Source organism: Cellvibrio sp. UBA7671, from assembly GCA_002483145.1.
In the GTDB taxonomy this organism is placed as follows: domain Bacteria; phylum Pseudomonadota; class Gammaproteobacteria; order Pseudomonadales; family Cellvibrionaceae; genus Cellvibrio; species Cellvibrio fibrivorans.
Map to the genome: position 1 here is coordinate 326,218 of DLHJ01000016.1, position 22,830 is coordinate 349,047.

Annotated in this window: 17 protein-coding genes; 5 read left to right on the top strand and 12 right to left on the bottom strand. The window is 51.4% G+C overall.

Annotated elements, in window-relative coordinates; translation table 11 throughout:
• Window positions 1–35: 35 nt before the first annotated feature.
• From B4E62_RS17170 to B4E62_RS17180, 3 genes are read left to right on the top strand one after another with little or no spacing between them, the layout of a single operon-like run.
• Window positions 36–440 (top strand): biopolymer transporter ExbD, encoded by a 405-nt coding sequence (locus tag B4E62_RS17170; RefSeq protein WP_310067691.1) that lies wholly within the window; start codon window positions 36–38, stop codon window positions 438–440.
• A 6-nt stretch (window positions 441–446) separates the two neighbouring features.
• A complete protein-coding gene (locus B4E62_RS17175) occupies window positions 447–1,073 on the top strand; it encodes an energy transducer TonB (RefSeq protein ID WP_310067688.1) in 627 nt (208 codons plus the stop codon).
• A gap of 11 nt (window positions 1,074–1,084) precedes the next feature.
• A complete protein-coding gene (locus B4E62_RS17180; protein ID WP_310067685.1) occupies window positions 1,085–2,461 on the top strand; it encodes a hypothetical protein in 1,377 nt (458 codons plus the stop codon).
• A 138-nt stretch (window positions 2,462–2,599) separates the two neighbouring features.
• On the opposite strand, the gene ilvD is transcribed toward B4E62_RS17180, so the two are convergent.
• The 5 genes from ilvD to B4E62_RS17205 all read right to left on the bottom strand — a co-directional run bounded on the left by ilvD (window position 2,600) and on the right by B4E62_RS17205 (window position 9,279).
• On the bottom strand, window positions 2,600–4,444 hold the full coding sequence (gene ilvD / locus B4E62_RS17185) for a dihydroxy-acid dehydratase (RefSeq protein WP_331352918.1): 1,845 nt from the start codon (window positions 4,442–4,444) through the stop codon (window positions 2,600–2,602).
• Between the two features lie 167 nt (window positions 4,445–4,611).
• Entirely contained in the window at window positions 4,612–5,928 is a 1,317-nt protein-coding gene (gene argA, locus B4E62_RS17190) for an amino-acid N-acetyltransferase (RefSeq protein ID WP_331352919.1), read from the bottom strand.
• Between the two features lie 67 nt (window positions 5,929–5,995).
• A complete protein-coding gene (gene argE / locus B4E62_RS17195) occupies window positions 5,996–7,150 on the bottom strand; it encodes an acetylornithine deacetylase (protein WP_310067677.1) in 1,155 nt (384 codons plus the stop codon).
• A 151-nt stretch (window positions 7,151–7,301) separates the two neighbouring features.
• Window positions 7,302–8,576: an anion permease gene (locus tag B4E62_RS17200; RefSeq protein WP_310067675.1), complete on the bottom strand. Its 1,275-nt coding sequence runs from the start codon at window positions 8,574–8,576 to the stop codon at window positions 7,302–7,304.
• 25 nt (window positions 8,577–8,601) lie between these two features.
• Window positions 8,602–9,279 carry a TIGR00153 family protein gene (locus B4E62_RS17205; RefSeq protein WP_310067673.1) on the bottom strand — a complete coding sequence of 226 codons (678 nt, stop codon included), beginning with the start codon at window positions 9,277–9,279 and terminating at the stop codon, window positions 8,602–8,604.
• Window positions 9,280–9,546: 267 nt separating this feature from the next.
• Between B4E62_RS17205 and B4E62_RS17210 the strand changes: the two genes are divergently transcribed.
• On the top strand, window positions 9,547–11,316 hold the full coding sequence (locus B4E62_RS17210) for a GspE/PulE family protein (RefSeq protein ID WP_310069419.1): 1,770 nt from the start codon (window positions 9,547–9,549) through the stop codon (window positions 11,314–11,316).
• A 76-nt stretch (window positions 11,317–11,392) separates the two neighbouring features.
• Here B4E62_RS17210 and B4E62_RS17215 read toward each other — a convergent pair whose 3' ends face one another.
• A complete protein-coding gene (locus B4E62_RS17215) occupies window positions 11,393–12,175 on the bottom strand; it encodes a sulfite exporter TauE/SafE family protein (protein WP_310067670.1) in 783 nt (260 codons plus the stop codon).
• 140 nt (window positions 12,176–12,315) lie between these two features.
• Entirely contained in the window at window positions 12,316–13,191 is an 876-nt protein-coding gene (locus tag B4E62_RS17220; RefSeq protein ID WP_331352920.1) for a hypothetical protein, read from the bottom strand.
• A 139-nt stretch (window positions 13,192–13,330) separates the two neighbouring features.
• Here B4E62_RS17220 and B4E62_RS17225 point away from each other — a divergent pair, with 139 nt between their 5' ends.
• Complete coding sequence (locus B4E62_RS17225; protein WP_331352921.1) at window positions 13,331–15,289, top strand: TonB-dependent receptor plug domain-containing protein; 1,959 nt, start codon at window positions 13,331–13,333, stop codon at window positions 15,287–15,289.
• Between the two features lie 12 nt (window positions 15,290–15,301).
• Here B4E62_RS17225 and B4E62_RS17230 read toward each other — a convergent pair whose 3' ends face one another.
• From B4E62_RS17230 to B4E62_RS17250, 5 genes are all read right to left on the bottom strand, one after another.
• Window positions 15,302–15,934, bottom strand: coding sequence for a hypothetical protein (locus tag B4E62_RS17230; protein WP_331352922.1), 633 nt, complete (start codon window positions 15,932–15,934; stop codon window positions 15,302–15,304).
• Between the two features lie 130 nt (window positions 15,935–16,064).
• On the bottom strand, window positions 16,065–17,405 hold the full coding sequence (locus B4E62_RS17235; RefSeq protein ID WP_331352923.1) for an ammonium transporter: 1,341 nt from the start codon (window positions 17,403–17,405) through the stop codon (window positions 16,065–16,067).
• Window positions 17,406–17,763: 358 nt separating this feature from the next.
• Window positions 17,764–18,528, bottom strand: coding sequence for a polysaccharide lyase (locus tag B4E62_RS17240; protein WP_331352924.1), 765 nt, complete (start codon window positions 18,526–18,528; stop codon window positions 17,764–17,766).
• A 131-nt stretch (window positions 18,529–18,659) separates the two neighbouring features.
• Window positions 18,660–20,279, bottom strand: a complete 1,620-nt coding sequence (locus B4E62_RS17245) for a hypothetical protein (RefSeq protein ID WP_331352925.1) — start codon at window positions 20,277–20,279, stop codon at window positions 18,660–18,662.
• Window positions 20,280–20,296: 17 nt separating this feature from the next.
• Complete coding sequence (locus B4E62_RS17250) at window positions 20,297–22,825, bottom strand: LamG domain-containing protein (RefSeq protein WP_331352926.1); 2,529 nt, start codon at window positions 22,823–22,825, stop codon at window positions 20,297–20,299.
• Between the last annotated feature and the right edge of the window lie 5 nt (window positions 22,826–22,830).

Consider the following 22,830-nt stretch of genomic DNA (forward strand, 5'->3'; position numbering starts at 1 on the left):
ACGACTAATTTCAACCTGTATGAAAGAGATGTCTCATGAGCAGGAAAAACCCAAGGCCAGAAGAAGAAGCTCAGGCAATTGACTTGACGCCCATGTTGGACGTTGTGTTTATCATGCTGATTTTCTTTATTGTTACGGCCACTTTTATCAAAGAGACTGGTAAAGAGGTTTCAAGACCTGACGCTAATACAGCTGAAGACAAACCTAATGCCAGTATTTTGATTGCAATTGGTCCTGATAATGAAATCTGGATGGACAAAAAAGAAATTGATCCACGTAATGTGCGTCAGGCAATTGAGCGTATGCGTGCGGACAACCCTAAGGGATCAGTGTCTATTCAAGCAGATAAAGAGTCAGACCTTAAGTTTGTAGTGGATGTTGCTAATGCTGCGCGTAAAGCTGGCGTTACCGATATAAGTGTATCTACTGAGAAGAACTAAGCAGCTATGAACCCTATAAAAGTCGCCATAGCAGGAATACTCGGTGTTGTTGTCACACTTGGCCTCCTGTATTTAATGAATAGTCTAGTAAATACGGAATTTGCGCAGCCTGATGCTTCTAAGTCTGTGAAAATTCCTGATATTCGGATGAGCAACACTAAAATTGAAACCAGGTTAGATGACGCGAAACCTGAAAAGCCCCAAGAACCTGAGACTCCTCCAGACTTGCCGGAACCCGAGTTTGATGCACCTGATGTTTCTGGTGAGGCTTTAAATATGACGGCTCCTGTCGCTAAAGCTGGGATAGATGTTGGCTCTGGTTCCTTGGCATTTAGTGAAGGTGAATATCTCCCTATCGTTAAGGTTCCACCTGAATATCCAAGCACAGCACTGTCCCGTGGTATCGAAGGGTTTTGTACAGTTGTTTATACCGTGACTGAAACTGGTACTACGCGCGACCCTCAACCTATTGAAGATCAATGCATCACCAAAGACGGTAAACCAACGTCTGTATTTAACCGAGCATCTGTTAAAGCTGCGCTCAAATTTAAGTACAAGCCTAAGGTTGTTGATGGTAAGCCAGTTGAAGTTCCTGGGGTGAAGAACCGCTTCACCTATGAGATGCAGAAATAAGGGGTAATGAAATGAGACAAGTACTTCCTGCCGTTTCAATTGCTCTGAGCCGCACTTTGTTGGCTGGTGTTATTGCTGTATCCCCATTGTTGGTGAGCAAAGCAGTTGATGCAGTGGCTCCTGGCGCTGTGGAGATTTCTAGCGCAATGGCTCAGGTGAAAGCAAAGAACAAGTATGCCAAAGACCAGCAGCGTAAATTTCCAAACGTAAGCGAGTCTTTTGGTAAGAAAATCACTGAAGCAGCTAACTATTTGCAGCCGCAAGATGAATCTGTAAAGCCCGATCCTAAAAAGGCAATGCAGCTTCTTAGCGAAATGGCAGCTAATTCGGCCAAGGCTAATGCGTATGAGCTAGTGTTGTTGCATCAGTACACTGGCTATGCTCATTTGGGTAGCGAGAATTACGCTAAAGCAATTGAAAGCTTTAACAAAATGCTTGCCCAGACACCCAATATGCCGCTTGCTACTGAAGCATCAACAATCCGTATTGTTGGCCAACTGTATTCTCAAATGGATAATCCCAAAAAGGCACTGGAAACTTTGCTGAAATGGACTGAATACACTGACACCATTAAACCTGAAGATTCTTACATGTTTTCAACGCTGTATTATCAGCTTGAAGACAACAATAATGCGCTTCTCAATGTTAATGAAGCAGTAAAAAATCAGGAGGTGGCAGGTAAAGTTCCCGCTGAATCTTGGTATGTGCTTCAACGTGGTCTGTATTTTGATAAAGAGGACTACAAGAACGGTTTGGTGGTTTTGGAAAAGCTTATTAAGCATTATCCAAAGGCGCAATACTGGAAGCAATTGTCGCAGGTGTATTACGTTGTTGATCGACCAAAAGATTCACTGCATGCACTTGAAACTTGCTACCTTATGGGCGGCTTGACTACTGAGAGAGATGTTATTCGTTTGGCGAGCATGTACTTGGAAGAAGAAGTTCCTTACAAAGCCTCTAAGGTTTTGAAAAAGGCGATCTACACAGACAAGCTTGTTGAGCCAACGGCGAAAAATCTCAAATTGTTAGCTGACTCTTTGCGTTTAGCTCAAGATGCGAAAGAATCTTTGGTTGAATACGAAAAAGCAGCTGAAAAGTCTACAGATGGCGATTTGATTATTGGTCTTGCACAAGCTTATCTTGCAACCGATAAATACAAAGAGGCATCAAAGTGGGGGCGTCAAGCGCTCAAAGCTGGAAAGCTAAAGCGTGTTGATTATGCCAACCTGACAGTTGCTCAAGCTGAATTTGAGTTGAAAAACTTTGATGAAGCAATCAAGTTCTTCAAAGAAGCGGGTAAAGACGCTCGCAGTTCTAAAGTGGCAGCCCAATGGGTTACTTTCTCCGAAAAAGAGAAGGCCAGATTGGAAGCTCTTGCACAGAATTGATAGCAATATTCTATCCAATAAAAAAGCCAGCATTCGCTGGCTTTTTTATTGGAATTAATTTTTTTTAGGAGAGTTGTTTCAGCTCATTCAAGAATAGTGCTACGTGCGCGATGGCTTTTGTAGCACTATTCTTTCTAATTAATCTAACTTGCTCAAATCCCTTACTGCACCTTTATCCGCACTGGTCGCTAACATTGCGTAGGCTTTTAATGAAGCGCTGACTTTGCGTGGGCGAACTTCGGAGGGTTTCCAGGCTAAAGCCCCTTTCGCATTTTCTGCAGCGCGGCGCGCATCAAGCTCAGCATCCGTCAACGCTACGTTGATGGTGCGGTTGGGGATGTCGATATGGATGATATCGCCCGTCTGCACCAAGCCAATCGCACCACCGGAGGCTGCTTCAGGTGATACGTGGCCGATAGATAGGCCAGAGGTTCCGCCGGAGAAGCGGCCATCGGTCAAGAGTGCGCAGGCTTTGCCCAAACCTTTGGATTTCAGATAGCTGGTTGGGTAAAGCATTTCCTGCATGCCCGGACCACCTTTAGGGCCTTCGTAGCGAATTACTACTACATCACCTTCTTTTACTTTGCCGTCGAGAATATCGGCGACGGCCTTGTCCTGACTTTCCACCACATAGGCTTTGCCTTCAAATACCCAGCAGCTTTCATCCACGCCCGAGGTTTTAACTACACAGCCGTCAACGGCAATGTTGCCTTTGAGTACTGCCAAACCACCTTCTTTGCTGTACGCATTTTTCACGGAGCGAATACAGCCTTCGGCGCGGTCGCCATCCAGTGTGGGCCAACGGGTGGATTGGCTAAAAGCCACCTGCGTCGGGATACCGGCTGGGCCAGCTTTGTAAAAGGTCGCCACAGCTTCCGACGAAGTAGTAATGATGTCCCACTTATCCAGTGCTTCTTGAAAGGTTTTGCTATGCACCGTGGGCAATTGATTGTGCAACAGTCCCCCGCGATTCAGCTCGGCCAAAATGCTCATTACACCGCCTGCGCGGTGCACGTCTTCCATATGGTACTTGGGTGTATTTGGGGCGACTTTACAGAGCTGCGGTACTTTGCGGCTCATGCGGTCTACGTCAAACATGGTGAAGGGCACATCACCCTCCTGCGCTGCTGCCAGCAAATGCAGAATGGTATTGGTGGAGCCGCCCATAGCAATATCCAGGGCCATTGCATTTTCAAAGGCATCAAAGCTGGCAATGGAACGTGGCAGCACGCTAGTGTCATCTTCTTCGTAGTATCGTTTGGTGATTTCAACGATGCGACGACCCGCTTCCAGAAACAGCTGCTCACGATCAGAGTGGGTCGCCAGCAAAGAACCGTTACCAGGTAGGGATAAGCCCAATGCTTCGGTCAAGCAGTTCATCGAGTTTGCGGTAAACATGCCCGAGCAGGAGCCGCATGTTGGGCAGGCGGAGCGCTCATATTCATTCACTTTCGCATCGCTGGCATTGTCATCAACTGCAATCACCATCGCATCAACCAGATCGAGCTTGTGCTCGGACAATTTGGTTTTGCCCGCCTCCATAGGGCCGCCGGAGACAAAAATTACCGGGATATTCAGGCGCATTGCCGCCATCAGCATCCCGGGAGTGATTTTGTCGCAGTTGGAGATACACACAATTGCATCGGCGCAGTGGGCATTGACCATGTATTCCACTGAGTCGGCGATAATATCGCGCGATGGCAAGCTGTAGAGCATGCCGTCATGGCCCATGGCGATGCCGTCATCCACGGCGATGGTATTGAATTCTTTAGCAACACCACCTGCTTTTTCAATCTCGCGCGCTACCAATTGACCGAGGTCTTTCAAATGCACATGGCCTGGCACGAATTGGGTAAAGGAGTTGGCGATGGCGATAATCGGCTTATCAAAATCGCCGTCTTTCATCCCGGTTGCGCGCCACAATGCGCGGGCACCAGCCATGTTGCGGCCAGCAGTGGTGGTTTTGGAGCGATAGATGGGCATAAGGCATAACCTCGTAAAGCGCGTTGCGAGTTGCTAACAGCGGTGAATTTGGATGTGGTAATGGGCGAAATCATACCAGAAAGCAGGCTTTCCGGCAGCTTGGGGTTTGGGCGGCGATAGAAGGGAAAGGCCGCTTCCGATGGTGTCGGCAGCGGCCTCCAACTTAATCATTCCAGCGATTTAATAAAAATCTTGGAGTTGCGCTGGTAGTTGTAAAGCTCTTGCTTGGCGATGGGCAAATCTTCAATTTTGCCTTGCACAAAACCCTGCTCGATAAACCAGTGCGCTGTTTGGGTGGTAAGCAAAAATAATTGTTTGATATGTTGTTTGCGCGCCTGGTTCTCCATCTGCTGCAAGAGTGCAGCCGCACGTCCGCCGTTTCGATAATCCGGATGGGTTGCCACACAGGACAACTCTGCCATATCACCATAAGGGTAGAGTGCGGCACAGGCGATAATGGAGCCGTCTTTATCCATTACATGGAATTTATTGATTTCCGTTTCCAATATTTCACGCGAGCGACGCACTAAAATTCCCTGCTCTTCGAGCGGGCGAATTAATTCCAGAATACCGGCGACATCATCGATGCTCGCCGTACGCAATTGCTCGTATTGGCCTGAATAAATCATGGTGCCCAAGCCGTCGCGGGTAAATAATTCAGTGAGCAATGCACCGTCGGTTTCGTAGCTGATTAATTGCGCGCGCTGCACACCTTGCAGACAACTTAAATAGCAGGCGCTCACGGCTTGCTGCAAGTCAAAGCTGATGTTGTTGCCAAACTCGGTGAGATAATTTTTGCATTCCGGCAGAGATAACTGGCGAATTAAATTGCCTTCACTATCGCTCAATCCATTACCTGCAACAAAGGCCAATAATTTGTCAGCCTTGATTGCACCGGCAACATGCGTGGCGACATCGCTAAAGGTCAAATTAAAAATTTCGCCAGTAGGTGAATAGGCGAGTGGCGAGAGCAAGACTACTGCGCCAGAGTCCAGCGCTGCGTTGAGCGAGCGGGTGTTGACCTTGCGAACTTTGCCGGTGTGTTGCAAATCCACGCCATCAATCACGCCGTAGGGCATGGCTACTACAAAGTTGCCGCTGATCACTTGCATATCGGCATCGTGCATAGGCGAGTTAGGTAAACTGGTAGAGAGCGCAGCTTCCACGATCGTACGTGCCTCGCCAATCGCCTGAATCACCAAACGCAAACTTTCGCTGTCGGTAATGCGCAAGTGATTGTGGAAGTGACTGAAGGTGTCTGCGACTTGCAGACGATCATCAATTTGCGGCCGCGCGCCGTGTACTAAGACCAAACGAACATCGAGGCTGCAGAGCAGGGCAATATCGTGCACGATATTGTGAAAATTGGCGTGAGTGATAGCTTCACCCGGCAGCATCACAACGAACGTTTTATCGCTGTGTCTATTGATGTAGGGGGTCGAATGGCGAAACCACTTGACGTAATCTTGAGTGTTTGCGGGCACGATGTTTCTCTAATTAAAAAGTTCTTGTTAAAGGTCTTTTAAAAATAATTGTCGGTGTGAAAAAAATCTATAAACAATATTTCTCAATCAATCCGCGCACAATCTTTACCGCCGGTTCAATCTGATTGAGTGGAATAAATTCATCTGGCTGATGCGCTTGGTTAATTGATCCAGGTCCCATCACCACGGTTTGCATGCCGAGCTGTTGCATGAAGGGCGCCTCAGTGGCGAACGCGACACTCTCAGAGCGATTGCCGGTAAGTTGCTCACATAATTTTACCAATTCGCTCTGTTCATCTTCACCGAAGGGGTCAACACCTTCGAAGAGTGATGATAAAACAATATCGGTGCCGCTGCGTTCGGCGATGGGTGTGAGGCGTTGCTGGATAGCCGCGCGCATTTCATCGTTATCCATCCCGGGCAGCAAACGTAAATCAAAATGCAATTCACAGGCGCCACAGATGCGATTGGCACCGTCGCCACCGTGGATGCAGCCTAAATTAAGCGTGGGGGTCTGTACCGCAAATCCGGCATTGCGGTATTTCAATTGCAACTCAGTGCGCAGGCTGATGAGTTCATTCATGACTTGATTCATCGCTTCCAGCGCATTTTTCCCCAGCGCAGGATTAGACGAGTGGCCACTTTGGCCGCGCACACGCACGGCTTCCATCATAATGCCTTTGTGCATACGAATCGGCACTAAGCCTGTGGGTTCACCAATCACTGCATAGCGCGGTGTTGCGCCGGGAATTCCTGTTTTTGCCAGGGCGCGGGCACCGCTCATGCTGCTCTCTTCGTCGGCGGTGGCGAGTACGATGAGCGGGTGTTTAAACGTTTGGTCGATATAGGGTTTCACGGCTTCGATAATGACCGGAAAAAAACCTTTCATATCGGTGGCGCCCAAGCCGTAGAGCTTGCCGTCTTTTTCTGTGAGTATGAATGGGTCAGATTGCCAGCGATCGGCGTCGTACGGAACGGTATCGCTGTGGCCAGCCAGTACCAGTCCGCCATCGCCGCTACCGAGGGTGGCAACCAAATTGGCTTTACTGGACTGCGCCAGTGGCATTACCTGGGTGTTAAAACCCAAATCGGCAAAACAGTTGGCGAGATAGTCGATCACCTTTTGGTTGCTCATATCCCATTCGGGCACAGCGCAGCTGACCGATGGCAGTGCCACCAGCTGTTGCAGGTGATCTTGGTAACGCTTGAAATCAACACTCATGGTTCGACTCAATAAAGGCTTGGGCTCATCGAAATACTAACGGGCTGTTATCGGCGATTGCACGGGAAATTGCAAGCGCAGAGCAATAAATCCCCCTGCAAAAAAAGCCCGGGTAGTTTCCTGCCCGGGCTGTTTGCTTTAGTCCTGGCAGTCAGCTAAACAGTGCTTGGAGAACGTAGAAGAAAAGAATCGACAGTCCAGCACCAGCGGGTAGGGTGATGACCCAGGAGGCAAAAATACCGCCGATCACGCTGATATTGAGTGCGCCTATACCGCGCGCCAGACCCACGCCCAAAACCGCGCCGACTAGCGTATGGGTAGTGGAGATGGGCAGCCCCGCACCTGAGGCGATTACCACAGTGGCTGCGGCAGACATCTCGGCAGCAAAACCGCGGCTTGGAGTTAGTTCAGTAATTTTTTTGCCGATGGTCAGCATCACTTTGTAGCCGTAGGTTGCCAAGCCGATCACGATACCGAACGCCCCCAATAACAGGACCCAGGATTCAACCGGTGCTTTGGCTTCAACCGCACCTGATTTGATTACGCTGATCACTGCTGCCACCGGGCCGACGGCGTTAGCGACATCGTTGGAGCCGTGGGCGAAGGCCATAGAGCAGGCGGTGAAAATCATGAGCACGCCGAAGACCCGCTCTACACTGGCGAAGCGGCTGTTTTTGTCCGCGGCCGCATCTTGTTTGATGCGGCTGAGCAAATAGATACCAATTGCCGCTACCAGCGCACCTATCCCGGCAGCAATCACCACCGCCTCTAAAAAGCTGAATTCGATTTGGCGTTCCCGCAAAACGTATTTCAGCCCCTTGAGGATAGTCACCATCGAGAGGAAAAAGCCGACCGCAAACATGTAATAGGGAATGTAATGTTTGGCATTGGCGAAGGGGTCTTCAGTATTCAGTATCAGGAACTGTACTGAGCGGAAAATCCAGAAGGACAGGACGCCTGCCATCACCGGGGTGATCACCCAACTGCCCACTATGCCCCATACCGCGCTCCATTGGACGGCATCGACCGAGATGCCCACCGCCGCAAAGCCAATAATGGCGCCCACAATGGAGTGGGTAGTGGAGACCGGCCAGCCCAGCATACTGGCAATCAGCAGCCAGCTACCGGCGGCCAGCAGTGAAGCGAGCATGCCGTAGACAAACAAGTCCGGGTTTTTGGCCATCACCTCCATTTCGACTAGGCCGCTGCGGATGGTTTCGGTCACTTCGCCACCGGCGAGATAAGCGCCGGCAAATTCAAACACCATGGCGATGCAGATTGCCTGTTTCATCGTGAGTGCGCGTGCGCCTACTGATGTGCCCATCGCATTGGACACATCATTAGCGCCTATACCCCAAGCCATAAATAGCCCGAATACACAGGCCAAAATAAACAGCAGCTGGCTGTATTCGGCAAATAAATTCATGGTGGATTTCCCTGATTAAGACGCCTTAGCGCGCAAGCAGCAACTGCAGGCGGCCGCCCACATCATGGGCGCGGTTAGCGATGTCACCCACCCAGTCGATGATGTTGTAGAGGAACATCACATCGACCGGCGGCAGCTGCGCCTCCAGTGCAAAGAGCGATGTGCGCACGCCAATTTCGAGGTGGTCGGTCTTCTCTTCCAGGTCGTCCAACTCTTTAATCATGTTCTCCACCACTGCCAGTTCGCGCCCGCTAAAACCGCTTTCGAGCAATTCATCCAGCTCGTTGATGGCGATCAACGCCTGTTCGGCTGCCGCGACGCTGGCGCGCACAAACTCATTCACCTGCTCCTTCATGCTCGTCGGGATAGTCATGCGGCGGCCCATGATGATGCCCGCGATGTCTTTGGCGCGATTAGGGATGCGATCCTGCATGGTCAGGAGTTCAAGCAAATCGGTACGCGGTACCGGCAAGAACAGGCTTTTGGGGAGATGCAGGCGCAGTTGCTTTTTGATCTCGTCGGCCTGATGTTCGAATTGCACCACGCGTTGTTGGATCTCGCTGGCGCGCGGCCAATCGTCGCTGGTTACCGCCTCGAAAAAGCGGGTCAACTCGGCAGCCGCTTGCACCGCCAGCGCCATATGTTCCTGCATAGGCTTGATGGGCGAGCGGCCGAACAGGTTTGACAGGTTTGCAAAAGGCATCAATTACCCCCTCCGGTAAAAAGTGAGTGCAGTATAGAAAGATCGCCCTTCAGGGTCACGCGGCTTTGTTACATTTTTATGACAGAATCGTGACCGTTTTTTTTGAGTGTGAACCAGGTGCAGGCGCGCTGGCAGTGGCTGTTCAATTCCGCCACTAGAGCCTAGCTGCCGCAGGGCGAAATACCAGCTTGCGCGCTACTGGGCAGACGCTTGGCGTGCGAGGCGTTACAATCCCCTGAACTCAAATCAATAAACAGGAACAATAAGATGGCGCAGGTGTTGGATCGGGTATTGGATTTGCGTGGTTTGATTCAGGATCTGGTCGCCGACGGGCGCATGAAGCAGGTCGATGCCAATATGCTGCTCGGTGCCTCGCGCACCCGAGAGCAGGCCATCATGCATCCGCTCGCTTATATCGCCACCCAAAATCTGGATGATGTTCAGCGTCCTGGCAAGAGCCTTGATGGCGATACCCTCACCGAATGGCTCGCCACTAAGGCGCGGCTGCCGCTATTCCACATCGATGCGATGAAAATCGATGTCGCCAAATGCACCGAGGTGATGAGTTACGCTTTCGCCAAACGTCACGGCATCCTCTGCGTCAAAGTCGAGTCAGATCATGTCGTTATCGCCTGTACCCAGCCATTTATGGCGGGCTGGGAGCCGCAAGTGGAGCATGTGGCGCGCCGGGCGGTGAAACGGGTGGTCGCTAACCCGGCCGATATCGAGCGCTTTATGGTGGAGTTTTACACCCTCGCGCGCTCTGTCTCCGGCGCCAGTGGGGCAACGGCGGCCTCAGCGATCACCAATTTTGAGCAGCTGGTTGAGCTCGGCAAAGCCAGCGATCCAGATGCGAATGACCAGCATATCGTCAAGATCGTGGACTGGCTGCTGCAGTACGCCTATGACCAGCGTGCATCGGATATTCATATAGAGCCGCGCCGGGAAGTGGGTCGCATCCGCTTCCGCATCGATGGCGTGTTGCACTATGTCTACGAATTACCCGCCAATGTGTCCACCGCCGTGACCAGCCGCTTCAAGGTGTTGGCGCGCATGGATATCGCCGAAAAACGCAAGCCGCAGGATGGCCGAATCAAAACCAGGCGCAGCGATGGCAGTGAAATCGAACTGCGTATGTCCACTTTGCCAACTGCTTTTGGCGAAAAACTGGTGATGCGGATTTTCGATCCTGAAGTGCTGCTGCGCAGTTTTGCCGATTTGGGCTTGGTGGGTGACGACTATGCACGCTGGTACTCCATGCTCACCCGCCCCAACGGGATTTTGCTGGTTACCGGACCGACCGGTTCCGGTAAGACGACCACGCTCTACTCATCGCTGCGGCAGGTCGCCACCGATGAGGTTAACGTAAGCACCATTGAAGATCCTATCGAAATGGTAGAAGAGCGTTTTAACCAGACGCAGGTGCACCACAAGATCGGGCTGGATTTCGCCGCCGGTATCCGCAGCCTGATGCGGCAAGACCCGGATATCATCATGGTGGGCGAGATCCGCGACCTGGAAACCGCGCAGATGGCAGTGCAAGCCGCGCTCACCGGTCACCTGGTGCTATCGACCGTGCACACCAATGACGCGCCATCGACTGTCGCGCGGATGCTGGATTTAGGCATTCCCTCTTATTTGATCAACGCGACCTTATTGGGCGTGATGGCACAACGGTTGGTGCGCACCCTCTGCCCGCACTGCAAGGAAGAGGGGCAAATCACTCATGAGCATTGGCAGGAATTGGTCGCTCCCTGGAAAGTGAACGTACCCGCCAAAGTCTATCGCCCGGTAGGTTGCCTTGAGTGCCGCAATACCGGTTATTTAGGGCGCCAGGGGCTGTACGAAATTTTGATGTTGTCGGAAAACCTCAAAGAAAAAATCGTTCCGGATTGCAACTTGCAGGACTTGCGCCGCTTGGCGATGAAGGAAGGTATGCGCACACTGCGTTTGTCCGGCGCACAAAAAGTGGCTGCAGGCTTAACGACTATGGAAGAGGTATTGCGGGTTGCGCCGCCACCGGAGAAGGCGGGTTAAACCGCCGCTAATCTATCAAACAAAAATGGCGATTCAAGAGTCGCCATTTTTGTTTCTGCCAGTAAGATCGACTTGATCAAAACAACAACTTGATCCCTACAAACGCCAACATTATCGCCAGCGCCGGGCGTAGGTAGTGGTCGGCAACGCGGTTGGCCAGATGGCTGCCCAGATAAATTCCCGGTAGTGAGCCAATCAGCAAGTTAGCGAGTAATCCCCAGTCCACATTGCCTAAACCGGCGTGCCCCATACCGGCGACTAACGTCAGTGGTACGGCGTGTGCGATTTCAGTGCCGACCAGACGCACCGTGGGCAGCAGCGGGTAGAGCATAAACAGGGCGACTGTGCCGAGTGCGCCCGCACCGATAGAAGTGATGGTGACTACCGCGCCGAGCACGGTGCCAGTGGCGACAGTGGCGAACATCTGCTCGCGGCGGCTCATGCGGGTAATCCATGCGTCATTTTTGCGGCTGTAATCAAAAATTTTGCGCTTGAACAGAATCGCCACCGCCGTGAGGATCAGCGCATAACCCAGCGTAGTGCGGATAATGCTGTTGAGAGTTTCGGTGTCCATGCTGAGGCTGTGCAGCGCCCACAGGGTTAAACCCGCAGCGGGCAAGCTACCCAGTGCCAATTCACCGGTAATTTTCCAATCGATATTCTTCTTTTTGTGATGGACGTGAATGCCACCGGCTTTGGTGATAGCCGCATAAAGCAAGTCTGTACCCACTGCATTGGCCGGGCTGACACCAAAATAGAGCAGGATGGGCGTCATCAGCGAACCGCCGCCCACACCGGTCATACCCACAATAAAACCTACTATCAGTCCAGCTACTACGTAGCCAAGTTGAAAATCCATAAAATTCCGCCGCCAGGCTGCTCAATCTTGAACAGCTTGCTCCGCTAAAGTGTTGATAATTAAACAGGTCGCGCAGGCTAACAGCCAGATGGCGTGATGGCTAATGCTTATTAGTTTGGTGCTTATAACTGGAAGTGTTGTTATTTAAGGAGCATGGGGTCAATAAAATACTGTTCGTAATCTTTGGGTAAATCCTTGATTAACGGATTGTCCAGATAAAAAATTTTGCGCATGGGCAACTGCGTAAACCGGACGCTTTGCAAATTGTGTTTGCTCCAAAGCGCTAGCAATGAACCGTCCGCATAAGCGATTTTTAATCCTTCTTCTACCCGCTGTTTAAGTGCGATATTTTTTTTGCTGAGATAAAAAAAGCGCGGCATGCGATAGACCAGCGCAAAACTTTCATCGTAAGTGAGGTTGCTGATGTGTTTGTACTGCTCATATTCCATCATCAGCTCATTTGCGCCGCGGCAGAGTAAATCATAGCGGCCACCTGCGACCATCCTGAACAGGCTGGTGTAGTTGCTCACCTGGATAACCGTAAAACCGTTGTGGCGCAGTATGTCGATGTCGGCCCAGTCAGCCCCTTGGCCCACAGTGTGGGGTAGTAAATCGGCCAGCGTTTTTGCCTGTTTGATCTTGTCTTTGACGAGCGGATTCACGAAGCAAACCCGGTAGCCAATAATGCCCAGCTCAATCGGGAAGTTGATATAGGTTAATTCGCCCGAGTCTTCCAATTGTTTGTCGTAACTGATTTCCAACAGCATATTGGGATAAGTATTATTGCGCAGACTGTGCAGCACGCGCGCGTAGCTGGCAGCGGGGATGGCTTTTAGTTGGTAATCACCGTGAGTGGTGCGCGTTTTATCCAGGGCAAGGCGCAGTACCTCAATATCGTACACATAGCGGAAATTGCCGAAGTCCAGCGGTGATCTGTGCCAAACCACCAGCTCGGCCATGGCCTGTCCTGCCATGAATAGAATCAACAAAAAACTGATGCGAATGCGGTAGCTCATGATGCAGTCGCTTTTGTGTGAGGGGTTTAGTTAAGCCTAGCAGCGAATGCCATGTCAGTTAGTAAAAAGCGCAATCCACTCATTCGTCGGCTAGGCTTTAATCAGTAAATTAACCATTCATCCTGTTGGTAACCCCTGTATGCGTTTTTCCTGTCGCGATTGGCGAGGCTTGGTGTTATTGATTTTTACATTGTGTGGCTTGCCTGCTGCACGTGTTGACGCGGCGAACAGCACAGATTTATTTGAATTGTCACTCAGCGAGTTGATGGATTTAAAGGTGGACACTGCCAGTACGCGCAGCAGTTCCTGGCGCTCCCAGCCGGGCATTATTACCTTATTTGATTCATCCGATATGCGCGCGATGGGTGCCCGCACCTTACGCGATGTATTGCTCCACATTCCTGGTGTCAGCTTGGGGATGGATACGCAAAATACCGTCAACCTCGTTGCGCGCGGCAATTGGGCATTCGAGGGCAAGATCCAATATTTGATTAACGACTTGCCGGTGAATGATCTTATCTACGGCACCTTCCCGCTGCCGCCCAATTTTCCAGTCGCGCAATTGGATCGCATTGAAGTATTGCGCGGGCCAGGTAGCGTTAAGTACGGCAACAGTGCGCAGTTGGCAGTCATCCGAATTTATACCCGCGCCGAGCAAGAAACTCAAATAACCGTCAGCACTCAAGAATCCGCCAATGTCCTCAGTGTGAATGGCGGTAACCGTTTTGATGGTGGTGAATTCAGCGTGTCGGCTAGCCTCCAGGATGGAAATTGGGGCAAAGGCAATTGGATTGATTCCCAAGGCACACACGCGGATATTGCTACCAGCGATACGCGTGGCGGCAACCTCGCTGCCAATCTCGATTGGTCGGGTACACAAGTGCGTTTATTTCATCTGCAATATGGTATGGACAATATCCAACAGTACGGTGTGTACGCTCCTACGGCAAAAATTGATTTTCGCGAAACCAATTTTTTTATCGCGCACGATTTTGAATTGAATAAACAATGGAAATTAACGCCGCGTTTTGGTTATCGCGATGAAGCCAATTGGCGCTCATCCTCGCAAGCGCCAGATTTTGTCTACGATTACGATGTGCGTGCCCGCGCCTGGGATGCACAGCTCGATTCGATTTACCAATATGCGGAAGACGCGAGTATCAGTTTGGGGGCGTACCACCAAACGGAAATAGCGCGTGCAATTAGTGTGGATATGCCACCGCAAGAATATTTTCCGCCCGACGGCGAATTGCAGCAACAAACGCGTGCGATTTATGCAAATTGGGATTTGCGTATGAGTGATTATGATCTTTCACTCGGTGCGCGCGCTTCCCATCACGATTATTCCGGCAGTGCATTTACACCTCGCATTGGAGTGACGCGCGCAGAAAAAAACTGGCATATGAAAATGCTCTACGGCACCGCCTTTCGCGAACCGGATTTACAAACCAGCAATCCGATTTTTCATCCAGCGACGGAAACGTTGAAAGCAGAACAAAGTCGGGTAAGTGAAATAGAATATGGACATACCCTTGGCAAAAAAAGTTATCTGACTCTCTCGTTGTTTGATCAAAAAATAAAGGATGCCATTATTTATTCGTACGAGCCGGGTTACACCAATAACCCGCCAATTAAAACGCGCGGTATCGATCTGCAATATTGGTTTACCGGTGATGTTGTTAGTCTGCGCGCTAACGCGAGTTATGCAAAAGCCAATGACGATGATTTATTGCCTTACGATGTGCCCAATCACTCAGGGCAAAATATGGGGGCGGCTAACCAAATCGCCAATCTCTGGCTGGGGTGGAAAACACCGCTAGAAAATCTCGGAGTGAATGTGGATTTACGTTATGTCGGCAGCCGCTACGCTCAGCAATATTCAGCTGCAATCGATTCGATTCAAGTTCAACAGGTCGCCGCAGAAAAAACCCTTAACCTGAGTTTGACCTACAGTTTTCCAACAGTGCTCTGGACGCTGGGTGTTAGCAATCTCACTGACGCTAATGTGCTTATTCCCCAGCCCTATAATGATGTGAGTACGCCTTTTCCTGCGGGTGGCCGCGAATACTGGTTACGCGCAGAAATCATATTTCAGTAAATACATTTTCAGTTACAACAAACTTTGTACATTGGTTGTTGGATGTTGTTTTTGCACATTGCTCACCGTGCTTTGCAAAATTTGATCAGCTTTAATCGGCCCCAAGTATTCGCACAGTGCTACATAAGCAAGGTTGATTACCTGCTGCATAGTATTGATATTAGGCGTAGTGCCGGTGAGTGGCGCCATCTGGTTTAACCAACCGTGAAAGGCCCAGCGCTCATGTGTGGGCAATGAAATTTTGGTGAGGTTTTCCAACACGTAGAGACGGATGCGCGTCGAGGCATCACCTCCGGGTGTGTCAATAAGTTGCTCCACCAGTGCCATAAACATCAGCAGTATCGGCGAGCTAGACGTTTTCGCTGTATGAACAGTGTTGTGTTTGATGGGCGGATGTTCGGCGGTGCGATGGTGACGGTCATCTTGCATCGATGAAAACGTGCTGACCAACGCTTGTAACATGCGTGAGCGCATATGGGCTATTTCAAGATCGTTACAGAGTTCACGTAAAAAATGTTGCAGGGCAAACGTAGGCTGGTGGGCGTATTTTTCGTCCCACAGGATTAATGCGTTGGCGAGTGTTTTACCGTTAATAAACGGCATAAGCGCTTCTTCAACGGCTTTACGTTTTTGGCTTGGATTCACTGATAGCCTCGTTCTTGTCGCTCTGTGATAGTGGTGATCGGCTGGGTTCATGATGGTTGATTTTGTATGGCCGTATAAATTGAGCCTATTTCCATCGCCGATTTTTTAAATCAGTATTCTTATTAAACATTTATCGTTGTGAATGTAATGCGTCTGCGTTGAGCGCGCGCGTATCCTGAAATTCCGGGTAACCGAGTTCAGCGTGTTCGGTAAAATCCAGGCCGCGCTGTTCGTGCAGCGTACTGGCACGTATGCCGATGATTTTGTCGATCAGGAAGTAACAGGGTAGTGCGACACCAAAGCCCCAGGCAAAGGCAACCAGCACGCCTAAACCTTGAATGCTGAAACGTTCGAGACTGAATAAATCCCCCGCAAAAAAAATCCCCGCTGCGAGTGTGCCCCAGGCGCCACAAAAACCGTGCACGCTCACCGCATCCACCACGTCATCAATTTTAAAACTGGCGATAAATTTAGGGGCGATGTAAGTGATAATTCCGGCAATAAAACCCGTGAGTAATGCAAACTGCGGGTCCATAGTGGCGCAACCGGCGGTGATTCCCACCAAGCCGCCGAGACTACCATTCACGGTGCCGGTTAATAGCACTGGCTGTTTGCATAATTTGGCGGTGAGCATATAACCCAGCGCACCCGTGCAAGCGGCGAGGTGAGTGTTGAGTGCAATTTTGCCGATGTCGAGATTGGCCGCGAGTGTTGAACCTGCATTAAAACCAAACCAACCAAACCACAAAATAAATCCACCCAGTGCCACCATACTTAAATTGTGTCCGGGAATTGCGCGCGATTCGCCAGCCGCGGAAAATCGTCCGAGACGCGGCCCGAGCACAATAATTCCGGCCAGAGCAACCCAGCCGCCAATCGAATGCACAACGGTCGAGCCGGCAAAATCGATAAAGCCCATCTCTTTCAACCAGCCGTTGCCACCGTGGGCGCTGCCCCATACCCAGCTGCCAAATACGGGATAAATCAATCCGGCAATAATGCAGGCACCGATTAAATAAGCATGAAAATGAATTCGCTCTGCCATAGCGCCGCTCGCGATAGTGGTGGCGGTAGCAGCAAACATCATTTGGAAAAAGATAAATGTCCAATCCCATCCAGCGAGATCACTGGGGAAAAAATGGCTCTCACCAAACCAACCGGAGTTATTCACGCCGAACATTAATCCGTAACCTAGCGCCCAAAAAATCACACTGCACACACAAACATCCATGTAATTTTTCATAATCACATTGACGGAATTTTTTGCGCGCGCCATGCCGCTCTCCACCAAAGCAAAACCCGCTTGCATTAGAAAAACCAGCACACCGGTAATGACTACCCAGCTGCTATTCAGCGCAGTGGTCACTTCCATAATACTGGGTTCCGCTGCAATACAGTTTGCCCCCAATAAGATTGCACATACACCAATCGCAATAGACCAAAGCCGCGTAGCCGAAAAAATGAATCGCATAGCCAGTACCCGCAATGAGAATAAGTATGGTTTTGCAACTCATGTGCCATCGCGGGGAGGTATGTCGTGGTAGCGGAATTCGCGCGTTTTAGTCTGATATAAACAACGTGGTTGCACTTATGTTGTGCGCAGGCGAATTTGTGAAACGAAAAAGTGCACGAAAAAGTGATTTTGGGGGTGTCACTTGATCGTGTCCTATTATTTGGTTTTAAGCGTGCGTGATGCTGATAAGCAAAGTGATTGTGTGTTAGCAACCACTAAAAGATTGCTATACCAATCGTATGCAGATTGGGTGGGCAGCCCAAACAGAGTGCAACCTTAAAAAATTGCACTCTATTGGATGGCAAATACCTAGTGATTAGTTAATGGTTGGATTGCAGGTTTTGCCGACCAAATGTTTATCCCGCTCCAACAACTCAGTAAGGTTGTCGGTTTCCATCGCACCATCAACTAAAATGTCTTCAACCGTTTTTTCTTGCGTACGCAAAATACCAATTTGGGTAAACATCAATGAGTCTTTCGCAGGTAAATTTTTAAACTGGTTTTTGCCCATATGCTGGCCGTTGACCCAGACTTCTGCCGAGCCGCGCTTGGGATCGGTTGACCAGCGGATATGTAGCGCAATGCGATGCCATTGTCCCGGTGCAGCGCCTTCCGGTAATTTCCACAGCACCTCTGTTGCTGCAGTTTCCTGAAAACTTAACTCGCTGCCCGCGATATTAAAACGCAGCATCTGTTGCCAGCTTTTATCCGATTCCCAATAACCCAATTCGTGCTTGTGCTCACTGAGTTTTTTCGGCAGATAAAAACTGAACGCAAAAAAAGTCTCTTTACCTTCATGGGTATTGCCCGCTGCACGGCGATGATGGAATTCGCTGCGATTCAAAAATTTATTGCCTTTCCACAAAAAAGAATCGTCACCGGTCAAACGCACTTTGCCTGCATATTTGCCGTCGAAAACACATTCGCTGGTGACGGATAATCCCGCTGGATTAATAGGAGTATCCCACTGGGAAATATCACCGGTTTCAAAATCGCCCTGCCAGAGGATACTGGCGTTGGATGAATTGGAAAGACCGAATAGTGCAATTGCAGTGCAAATACATGAGAGTGATTTTTTCATGAGGCAGATCCTTGGAATTATTGTTGTTCGCTAATGCGGTAGTCAGGGATTTTATGCGGGCGGATAAAATAAAACGCCGATACTGGCGGGCAGTATCGGCGTTTTGTTATCTGCTGTCGATTGGTTGGTAATTACACTGGCTGCGAAATTACCCCGTTGCAAATTGGGGTAAAGGCGGTGAGTTTATCGAGCGTAGCGGCGTTGCCGAGGCTGTTGCCGGGGAAAACACTGCCGAACTGGTTTTGCGCGCCGTGCAAAGCCATGTAATTGAGCACGACGGTTTCCACCAATGAGTTGACGTTGTTAGCGGCAACGACACCTGAGCCGGTTTCCACATCGCCGCTGGCGCGCATATGGCCGATTTGCTGGTGCAGGCGCTGCGCATCGCTGATGGTGTTCGGATCGCTGCTGGTACCGCCCATCAACACGGCGCGGCGCGCTGGGTTGTAGACGAGGAAGAAGGCGGCGCCGGTTTGTTGGTCGTCACCGGTCCAGACTCCTTTGCCTCCGCCCGCCATGGAATCATCGATCATGCCGTTGCTGAAGACCGAGCCGTCACTGAATACATAAATCATCACCGGCATGCCTTTGCGTGCGGCGTATTCGATACAAGCGCCTATGCAGCGGCCTGCGCGCAAGTCACGCATTTCGCCGGTGGAGCGGTCGCCAGTGTGGTAGTCGTAACCGCCCATGGTGATGGTGCCCGCGCCCGCGTAACCGTTGATGACCAGCTTGGCGACTGAGGCAGTTTTGCGGAACTCGCCATCGCCATCAAATTCATTTTGGGAAAAAACGCCTGCTGCGCCCACCAGATCGGCATCGGCGACTGGATCAATCGCGGATGGGTTGCCGAAGCGGTCGGCGAGGTCGGCGCTTTTCACGTAACCGCAGCGCACCATATCTTTGATGACAGCATCGTTAGTGGTACCGGTGCTGACCTTGCCGAGTTTTTTATCGCTGATACGGTAGATGGATTCCATCACCGCAACGGTATCTTGCTGGTCGAGCAAACTGACCAGGTCGCCCACATCGACCAAACCGGTCACATCGTTCGGGTTATCCACTTTGGTGGGGCGAACTTCGGGATTGATCATCATCGCCGGTGCCATGGAGTTGCCGCCGGAATCGCTGGCGCGTGAACCAATCAAGGCCAGCAGCGAGCCATTGGCGCCTGCGCGGTTAATACCGTACATGGGGTTGTGGGGGTTGTTGCCGGTATCATTCTCCGAGCGTGCGGGAATGACTGCACCGTTGGTTAGTGCCCGGTTGCCTACGGCGACTTTTTCCAGAATACCGCGCAGCATAGCGCTGGTTGAATGGAAGGATAGGCCGAGCTCATTGTTGATCAGCGGATTGGCGGCGGTGGAGGCGGCTGGGCTCATGGCCAGTGGTAGGCCCTGTTTGCTGTAGCCGCCCGCGCTGAGAAAATCCAGTTGGCCGCCGCGCTGTCCGATCAATACATTGGAGCCGGCGATATTGGCGCCACCCGCGAGATCAAAACAGATAAACGGAATCTTGCCAGCTCCCTGCGCTGCAATACCGCAGGCGCTACGCATAGCAATCAGGTCAGCGGAGAGCGCCGCCTCTGCTTCCCGGGGGTTCGCAAACAAGCTGAAAATCGAGCCGCCCAATACCGTTGCCGTGCCGGCGCGGAAGCCTTGTGATACCAGCTCGCGCCGGGTGACCGGGCGGCTGTGGTTGTTGAGCAGGAGCGGTGCGTCCGGGTGCAGGGTAGTTTTTTTGCTGGTCATGGTGTCTGCTCCGGTAATTACTGCAACAGCATCACTGCACTGCCCATGGCGGCGGCGCAGGTAGCTTTGACGGTGGTGGCGGTGCGGTTGCTGGTGCAACTATTGTTCGCAGCGCAAGCGGTCATTCGGTCGATCAGCTGGTTCAGCTCCGCGCGAATTTCTGCTGGATTTGCTTGGTTGCTGAGGGCGCCACCCGAGGCGATATCGCTTGCCAGCAGGTTTTTCAGCAGCGGGTCGATAATCTGGTTGCGGCCTGTGGCATCAAATGCGGTACCAGCGCCAGCGCCAAAATTAAAACCGCTGAAGTAACTGGTGCGCAGGCTGGTATCGTTCACCAGCGCGTTGCAGTAGGCCACCGCGAGTTGGGTTACGCCCATTTGCTGCGCGGCCAAAAAGCCTTCGATATTGGTCAGGGTTGGCAACTGCTGTTCGACTTTGGTGTAAGTGGTTTTCACCGCTGGTGTGGTTTTGCTTACGCCGGTCATGGCTGCAAGAGTGGCGTTGATCTCGGCAAAGTTGCGCAGGCCGATGTGCGCCTGGCCGGGGATATCTGCCGGTGTCGCTGGTGGCGGCACTACCACTTCCGCACGGCTATAAGTATTGCTGCCGATCTGGTCGAAGGTGAGGAAAAACTGGTCCTGATCAGGCCCTTGTTTCATCTCTACAATCGTGCCGAGTGTCGAAAGGGTTTGGCGTCCTTCGACCATTTGTGCGGCGCTGATTTTGGTATCCAGATTGGCAAATACCTGACCGACCGGCGCTTCAGTGCCGTTAACGCCGATGCGCAGGCCTTTCAAATCCACTTCGCTAGTTATTTTTTGGTCGCCCAGATTGGTGAAGAAAGGCGAGCTGAACAGATAGGCATAATCGTCAAACTGCTGCACATCAAACACGATAAAACTCAGCGGCGTGCCGACCAATTCCGAGACGTTAAACAGCAGCAGATATTTTGCACCTACGCCCACATCAAAGTTGGTTTTGATATCGCCTGCGCTCATGGCGCGTTTGTGGATCGCGAGGAAGCGGATGCTGCCCGCCCAAGGGCGGTTGTTGGACACATCGTTACCAATCGCGAGTGCAAAGCTACTGTCCCAATCTTTTAATACCGCGCCCGCATCGGGATCAGTATCGCCAGTAAATTCGCCGTTCACATAAATGCGGCGGCCGCGGATTGGGTCAAAGGTAACCACTACATGTTGCAAGCTGGCTTGCAGGATTTCTTTGTTGGCCGCTGTGGCTAATTCATCCAGGCCATTTTCATCGCTCATGGAGGTGCGGTTCAAAAAGCTGTAGTTATACTCGTACTGGCCGAGGGTGAAGTTGCGGGTGGTATTGCTGCCCGAGTAGGTGACTATACGTGCGGGGTTATTGTCATTGTCGCCCTGCACCACATTGTCGGGAATCACCCAGGCTTCAATCGAGTATTCACCGGCTGCACGCAGCAAATCATAGAACTTGCGGCTGTCGCCGGTGGAGGCTTGTGCCTTTCCGGTATCTTTGAATTTCAAACCCCAGGCACTGCTCCAGCCGACATTGCCAATCAGGTTGAGGTTGGCGACCGGGTCTACCCCGGCGGTGTCGTAGGCAATGCTGCCTTTGCCCGTCTTAAACTCGTATTTGGCGATGATATCGGTATCGATGCGGCCGCCGCTGGTGACCACAAAGGCATCGCTCAATCCGACCGCTTTACTGATTACCAGGTCTGGATCGACGGTGATTGGAACTATAGTGTCAGCAAAGGCAGTGATGGCGGCTTGCATCTCGGCGGCATCCTGACTGCAGTTGCTCCAGCAGTTGTGACCGTCGAATGAAAGGCGTTGTACAAAACGCGAGGCTGCGGGGTTATCCAGACGCATGCGGGTTTTAGCTGCCTCGTAAGCGGCCTCGACCCGGCTGCTTGCGAAATAGGGTTGCTGGCGGGTGATCGCACTTTCGCTATGGCACTGTGCGCAGTATTCGGTTAGCACCGGGTACACGGTAGTCGAGAAGGCTGCCGGACTATCGGGGAATACTTTGCTGCTACTCAGGTCTTTTTCGGCGGGCGGGGTTAGCACCACGCTGTTGGCGGTGGTGCCGGTATTGCCCGCCCAAGCTGTGATCCAGGTGGTCATGATATCGCCACAGGCGACCGAATCGGCGAGCCAGCAGTTATGCCCAGCCGCAACCTTGGTGACCAGGCGCGATTGCGCTGGGTTGCCGAGGCTGACCAAACCGTTATCGATTACGGCGGCGTAAGCGAGGTTGATATCATCTCCACGGGCAAATTCCGGCGCTTGTTTGCCCTGGGTATGGCAGCCGCCGCAGCGGCTTTCACGGGCGATATTTATCCACAGATTATTCTGAAATTTGGTGATGTCGGCGGTAGAGGCGGGGTTGCTGCCTTTGTAGCTGAAATCATCGCCGCCTCCATTACCGGGGTTGGTATTGGGGTTGGTTTCAGTTTTGGAGCCAGAGCCAGAGCCACAACCGGCTAATGTAGCCAGCAACGCGATAAGCAATAATCCTGAGCGCAACTGAAAAGTGGAGCATAACTGGATTGTATTCACGGTCA

Coding starts and splice junctions, on each gene's coding strand:
- B4E62_RS17175 (WP_310067688.1), top strand. CDS start 447: ATGAACCCTATAAAAGTCGCCATAGCAGGAATACTCGGTGTTGTTGTC.
- B4E62_RS17205 (WP_310067673.1), bottom strand. CDS start 9,279: ATGCCTTTTGCAAACCTGTCAAACCTGTTCGGCCGCTCGCCCATCAAG.
- B4E62_RS17200 (WP_310067675.1), bottom strand. CDS start 8,576: ATGAATTTATTTGCCGAATACAGCCAGCTGCTGTTTATTTTGGCCTGT.
- B4E62_RS17170 (WP_310067691.1), top strand. CDS start 36: ATGAGCAGGAAAAACCCAAGGCCAGAAGAAGAAGCTCAGGCAATTGAC.
- B4E62_RS17225 (WP_331352921.1), top strand. CDS start 13,331: ATGCGTTTTTCCTGTCGCGATTGGCGAGGCTTGGTGTTATTGATTTTT.
- B4E62_RS17235 (WP_331352923.1), bottom strand. CDS start 17,405: ATGCGATTCATTTTTTCGGCTACGCGGCTTTGGTCTATTGCGATTGGT.
- B4E62_RS17180 (WP_310067685.1), top strand. CDS start 1,085: ATGAGACAAGTACTTCCTGCCGTTTCAATTGCTCTGAGCCGCACTTTG.
- argE (WP_310067677.1), bottom strand. CDS start 7,150: ATGAGTGTTGATTTCAAGCGTTACCAAGATCACCTGCAACAGCTGGTG.
- ilvD (WP_331352918.1), bottom strand. CDS start 4,444: ATGCCCATCTATCGCTCCAAAACCACCACTGCTGGCCGCAACATGGCT.
- B4E62_RS17210 (WP_310069419.1), top strand. CDS start 9,547: ATGGCGCAGGTGTTGGATCGGGTATTGGATTTGCGTGGTTTGATTCAG.
- B4E62_RS17215 (WP_310067670.1), bottom strand. CDS start 12,175: ATGGATTTTCAACTTGGCTACGTAGTAGCTGGACTGATAGTAGGTTTT.
- B4E62_RS17245 (WP_331352925.1), bottom strand. CDS start 20,279: ATGACCAGCAAAAAAACTACCCTGCACCCGGACGCACCGCTCCTGCTC.
- B4E62_RS17240 (WP_331352924.1), bottom strand. CDS start 18,528: ATGAAAAAATCACTCTCATGTATTTGCACTGCAATTGCACTATTCGGT.
- B4E62_RS17220 (WP_331352920.1), bottom strand. CDS start 13,191: ATGAGCTACCGCATTCGCATCAGTTTTTTGTTGATTCTATTCATGGCA.